Below are 5336 nucleotides of genomic sequence, written 5' to 3' on the forward strand. Positions count from 1 at the left end.
GCAAAGCCATTTAAATGGACAAAGCCCGCCGGTCAAATCTTGGCTTCCGTAGAGCGTGCAAAACAATCGTTACAGAATTAACCGCATGGACCACTAGCTGATCCTGAAAAAGGAGAAGTGTGTGCATATTTTTTTATATCACATCGTTGTACAAGTTGTGATGATATAATACCTTACATAAGAGACATTCCAGAGGTGTCGCGCTGTCAAGCGATTGCTGGGGATATGGACTGGCTGGTTTATGTACAAGCCAATTCTGTTTCTAGGGTTTATCAGATTCGCGAGCAGCTTGATCTGCTGAAGGAGGTTTCTAGAGTTGAAACTTTAATGGTTTTATATGAGGCAATTTGAAGAGCTGTAGATACCCGGGTGAGGAGTCCCCAAATCACATCGCCTAATCTCATTTAAATCTCACCCTGATTTATGTCTCTTGCGGTTACAAGAATCCTTCACTAAGTTTATCCGCAAACCAAGCAAGATTAATTTAAAAAAAGAAAAATATTTCAATTTTTATCAAAGGCCATAGTAAATTTAATTTAAATGGGCAGCATTGTTACCAGAATGAAAATATGACCTGAAATATTTGCTTTGCCCCCGTAAAACACCCATTTAATAGGTTTGATATATCTATATCAAGATTATGGGTGATTATTCGGTGTATAATATTGTGATTGTTTAACTAGCATTATCATTAAACCACATTGAGTAGTACATAAAACTCTGCCCTCATAAATATTCGTTTACGGAATATTTTAATGGTAATCAATCTAGGTCAAAATGAATCAATTAATTTTTTCTAGTAAGAGGAAAACAAAACAATGGCATCTCTTTAAATTGGAATTTGATATTATTGGGAGTTGATATTATTGGGAGTTGATTTTAATCAGTATATAAATCATTTCTCACACTAATGTTAGGTGTTTATTGTAAATTCACCTATACTATCAATTGCCAACCAAACCGCAACGGTGAGTAGGCTTAAAGAAAAAACATGCCTCGCATTTTTTGACTTTTTCTATTAGCTGAAATTTTACCTAACCATCCTCCAAAGGCAATCCAGCAGAAGTGTGTTGATATATTTAGAATCGCCATCATGACGATAAGGGTCAGAATGGACACTGCAGATTCAGTTTCTAAGTTAGGAGCGAATACTGAGAACATAGTAAATGTGATAATCCAGCCTTTAACATTCAAGATTTGTATCACCATACCGTTCCAGATGGAGATTTTGGGTACTCCGCTCTGCCCTTGTAGTTTCGAAGGTTTTGCAAAACTATATGCCAAATAGACCAAGTAAATCACGCCACAAACTTGAAGAGCCCTCAAACTTACTGGGTAGTCTATAAACCATGTCATTAAGCCAAAGCCTACAACAAACCCCTTGAGTATAAAAATAAAGTCAATGCCAGCTAGTAGCGGTAATGATTGCCTAACACCAAGACTAGCACCTGCTGCTGCAAACGTAACATTTGCGGGGCCTGGACTGAAAATAAGAGGGAGCATCACGGCCAACCATGTAATAACAAACTCCATACTCATCAAGATCTCCTATTTCACCTGTCAAAAACCATAAGAGCTTAGGTCAAAATTCATAGTAAATAATACTTGGAGAAACTATACAGTATGTGTACCTATGAATTCTTGTACAAAATTTCGCTATAGGACTTTTAGGTAGCGTCCCGGTGTTATCCCGAACGTTTTTTTGAAATTTCTACTCAAGTGACTTTGATCATAAAATCCACAATCAGTAACTACTTGTGTGATACTGAGACCCTGTCGAAGTAGGAGACGTGCTTGGTGGGTTTTGTAAAGAATTAGGAATTGATGCGGAGGTATACCATATTCTTTATTGAAGCAGCGAATCAACTGATATTGACTCATTTCTGCAAGCTGGCATACTTCATCTAATTTTATATTATTCTTCCAGTGTGCACATATATAATCTCTAATTTTTCTGCTTTAACTTTATCTTCAATACTATTAGGGTATACTCTTTGATCACCATGATTAGCAAAGAGCTTGGTAATCACCAAGATTAACTGGCTATCTGTTGCTAGCCGTAGTTCACCTTCATCAAAACTACGATGAAGTCGTAAGAGTTGCTGGAAAAGCTCTGGATCATGAATAACTGGCTCTCTTAGATACGGGGCAATAGCTCTACCTTGGCTTCTATGCTCAAATAATATCTCCTCGACAAGCTTTGTATCAAAGTAAAACATCCGGTAGTGCTATCCCTCCTCACTACCGGTATACCCTGTATGTACTTCACCCGGATTTATGGCAACAATATCTCCCTGGGGAATGATTTCAGTTTGACCTCGATAATCTAGCTTTTCGGCACCTGATTGAATAATTCCGACAGCCAATTCATCATGCCAGTGTTTATTAAAATTAAAATTACGAAAATATGCATGAAAAAGCTCTATACTTTCATGCGTAGAGCTACGCCACATTTGTGAAAATTCTTTTTGCACTAAATAACCTCAACTACAACCTTTAATAAAATCAATAACAGAATTTTGGAAAGCTATACAGAGTTAAACACAGTCTATCTAATAAATACATAAAGGCACCTCTATAAATTATTTTTTTGGCATCCGTCAACAGAGATTCATGGGAGCTTCAAGGCGATAAAATTCAGGAAAGCGAAATTTTTAGAGGTGCCCATAAGAAGATTAAATTTTACTCATTAGTTAATTTACTATATATTCGAAGTGTTACAGTTCGAATACTATGCCAATACGACCACTAAAGTTAAACAACAATGTTTATTATCTTTCAGCTTAACCATATCTATTCTATATATTTTTGACACTTGATACATATGTCATTTAAGACTCATCAGGAGCTCTGTCACCGCTGCTACATAATGTATTTTAAATTTTTATTTGATTAAATTAATAGCTTCTCAAGCTAATCTGCTTGTTTTTTTTCGTTTCATAAACAATAATTTTTTTCTGTTTAGTTGATGCAATACAACCTACACTTATTCTTACATCGTCTTCTAAGTATTAACTGTCTTACAGCTTGAAGCGCATCCCTCCCTAATTAATATTAGGCGAGCCTTTTCGCAGCTTTATCTTTCCACACTTGTGATAATGGTATTAATCTGCTTGCCATCTGAAGTATTTGTTGAGATTCAGAAAACCCCTTATCAAATAGTGCCCAGAACAAAGAGTGTATACTGATAGAGTTAGGGTGAGAGGCTATCTTGTGAAAAATATCTCCTTTTTCGATATATCCTTCCTCAATAACTCTAAAATATACTCCTGAATTAAAGCTATTTGTGAGTATTTTAACTGCCAAGTCATTATCTAAAGCCATATTGAGTTTAAAGCAAGGAATCCTAGGTTGACTGACCTCCAGAATGGTGTTACCCAGGCGAAAACGGTCCCCAATAAAAATTTCTTGTTCTTGAAGTCCCTCTACAGTGAGATTTTCACCAAAAGATCCATATTTGATTTCATTTCTCCCCAGTTGCTCCTCCCATCGGGAGAAGTGATCATACGAATATGCATACACTGCCATATCTGTACCACCATGGTGCTTCAAGTCGGCTTGTTCATCTCCTTCAAGATTAGTTTTAGTAACAAGAATACTCTCTTGAGTGGGTTTTTTAAAAATTCCTGTAGTAACCGTCTTACTCTTATACAGGCATAATACTTTTCTAGAGACATTAATAGAAATAAGCTTCATGTTAATTAACCCATTAGCCACGACAAGAAATGAGGCCAGAATACTAACAATATTTTCTTTTTTTGCAATGACTTTACCACCACCAGATATTTGAGCTTAGCAGTATTGTAGTGGTCTAATCCTTCCGGACACTTCACTAAGATGGTAAAACTGCCAAGCGAGGTGAAGTATGACAACAAAAGGTACACGTCGGCATTTCAAGCCGGAATTCAAGAAAGACGCCGTAGCCCTAGTCTCCGAGCAAGGATACTCGATTCCTACAGCTGCCGAGGCTGTAGGAATCACTGCTAACAATCTGCGACGCTGGATAAAAGAGCTGAAGCTGGAAGAGAGCGGAGTAAGGCTGGATGCCGGCGAGCGTGCTGAATTGGATCGATTGCGACGCGAAATCAAGCAGTTGCGTATGGAGAAGGAAACCCTAAAAAAGGCCAGTGCTTTCTTTGCGAAAGAAATGAAATAAAGTACAACTTTATCAAGTGACTATGGTTCTTCGTCAAGCTTTTAAGTCATATTTTCATCCCAGTATGTGTTGTTTTTTACCATGGTATTCAGGATGGTAAGTTGCTTTCTCATACAGGCAATGAGAGCGACTTTTTTAGGTTTGCCAGCGTCGACTAAGCGTTTATACATTGGCTTTAATTTAGGGTGGCACTGGATAGCTGACATGATGGAAACAAACAGGACCGTGCGCACACGATGCCGCCCACCACGAATATAGCGTTTACCTTGAAAGTTCCCGCTATCTCGATTCATAGGGGCGATACCAACGAGTGCAGCAATCTCTTTTCGGTTCAGTTTCCCCAATTCAGGTAATTCGCTCATCAGGGTGTAGGCCAATACATTTCCGACCCCTTTAGCGCTTAACAATAGGTCACGTTTTTGTCGCCACTCGGCAATACTGCTGACGAGTTTATCAAGCTGCTTATCGATTCCTTCTAACTCTTTTTTGATGATTTTCAATATGGCTTGAATAGGTTTGTGTACAGATTTAGGCATTCGCTTGAGACGGTTCTTTTGCATTGTACTCATCTCCAAGCACTGGCTTCTTACAACCAGTAAGTCACTGATATTCCTTAATTTTTCAGATTTTATTGACGATAACCTCGGCTTCATTGCCTCCCCAAAGTGAGCAATGTCGACAGCATCCAGCTTGTCAGTTTTGGCGAGTCGCCCCGCTGACTTTGCAAAGTTTCTTACCTGCGAAGGATTACAAACAACAATCGGCAGTCCCGCTTTGTGAGCAGCACAGACAAACTCTAGTTCAAGCCTTCCGGTGGACTCGATAAGTACTCTTTTGGGTTTAAGGGGTTGCAGTTGTTTAATGGCGTCCTTAATACCATCCTTATCATTGGTAACACTAAAGAATTGGCCAGTTGGTCTCACAAAGATATCGAGCTGTTTGCTGCTAGTATCGACACCGACATTGATCTCTTGAGATTCCATAAGATAAGCTATCTCCGCCTTGCTATTCGGGCTCAAGGCCCACATGACTATTCGAGTTATGCCTAGTGAGTGCTTATCACGTTCATACTTGTTATCGGTCTTTTATGAACCGGCGCTGCAGCGAACTGTGATAAACAAGGCCTTCGGTGGCCGCCGAAGGTGGGTCTCAATTTACCCGTTAGCGAAAAAGGTTTTCA

7 protein-coding genes and 2 pseudogenes are annotated in these 5336 nt (G+C 38.8%); 3 read left to right on the plus strand and 6 right to left on the minus strand.

From position 1 onward, the window contains the following. Positions 1 to 117 precede the first annotated feature (117 nt). The gene (locus ACCI49_RS23370; protein ID WP_371841655.1) at positions 118 to 351 is read left to right on the plus strand and encodes an Lrp/AsnC ligand binding domain-containing protein; all 234 of its coding nucleotides are present in this window, start codon (positions 118 to 120) and stop codon (positions 349 to 351) included. A gap of 627 nt (positions 352 to 978) precedes the next feature. Here ACCI49_RS23370 and ACCI49_RS23375 read toward each other — a convergent pair. From ACCI49_RS23375 to ACCI49_RS23395, 5 genes are all read right to left on the minus strand, one after another. Continuing rightward, positions 979 to 1539, minus strand: a complete 561-nt coding sequence (locus ACCI49_RS23375; RefSeq protein WP_371841656.1) for a LysE family translocator — start codon at positions 1537 to 1539, stop codon at positions 979 to 981. Between the two features lie 117 nt (positions 1540 to 1656). Beyond that, positions 1657 to 1950 (minus strand): helix-turn-helix transcriptional regulator, encoded by a 294-nt coding sequence (locus ACCI49_RS23380; protein WP_371841662.1) that lies wholly within the window; start codon positions 1948 to 1950, stop codon positions 1657 to 1659. After that, the gene (locus tag ACCI49_RS23385) at positions 1911 to 2219 is read right to left on the minus strand and encodes a hypothetical protein (RefSeq protein ID WP_371841657.1); all 309 of its coding nucleotides are present in this window, start codon (positions 2217 to 2219) and stop codon (positions 1911 to 1913) included. The genes ACCI49_RS23380 and ACCI49_RS23385 overlap by 40 nt, the downstream gene beginning before the upstream one ends. A gap of 9 nt (positions 2220 to 2228) precedes the next feature. Beyond that, positions 2229 to 2474 carry an AraC family ligand binding domain-containing protein gene (locus ACCI49_RS23390; protein ID WP_371841658.1) on the minus strand — a complete coding sequence of 82 codons (246 nt, stop codon included), beginning with the start codon at positions 2472 to 2474 and terminating at the stop codon, positions 2229 to 2231. 580 nt (positions 2475 to 3054) lie between these two features. Continuing rightward, positions 3055 to 3696 carry an MOSC domain-containing protein gene (locus tag ACCI49_RS23395; protein WP_371841660.1) on the minus strand — a complete coding sequence of 214 codons (642 nt, stop codon included), beginning with the start codon at positions 3694 to 3696 and terminating at the stop codon, positions 3055 to 3057. A gap of 169 nt (positions 3697 to 3865) precedes the next feature. Between ACCI49_RS23395 and ACCI49_RS23400 the strand changes: the two are divergent. Continuing rightward, positions 3866 to 4042: pseudogene (locus ACCI49_RS23400) on the plus strand (transposase); the annotation flags it as partial. Between the two features lie 3 nt (positions 4043 to 4045). Continuing rightward, positions 4046 to 4173 (plus strand): annotated as a pseudogene (locus ACCI49_RS23405) (IS3 family transposase); the annotation flags it as partial. Positions 4174 to 4197: 24 nt separating this feature from the next. Here the strand turns inward: ACCI49_RS23405 and ACCI49_RS23410 are convergent. Then, complete coding sequence (locus ACCI49_RS23410) at positions 4198 to 5139, minus strand: IS110 family RNA-guided transposase (RefSeq protein WP_371841661.1); 942 nt, start codon at positions 5137 to 5139, stop codon at positions 4198 to 4200. Between the last annotated feature and the right edge of the window lie 197 nt (positions 5140 to 5336).

The organism is Microbulbifer epialgicus (genome assembly GCF_041447265.1).
Classification (GTDB): domain Bacteria; phylum Pseudomonadota; class Gammaproteobacteria; order Pseudomonadales; family Cellvibrionaceae; genus Microbulbifer; species Microbulbifer epialgicus.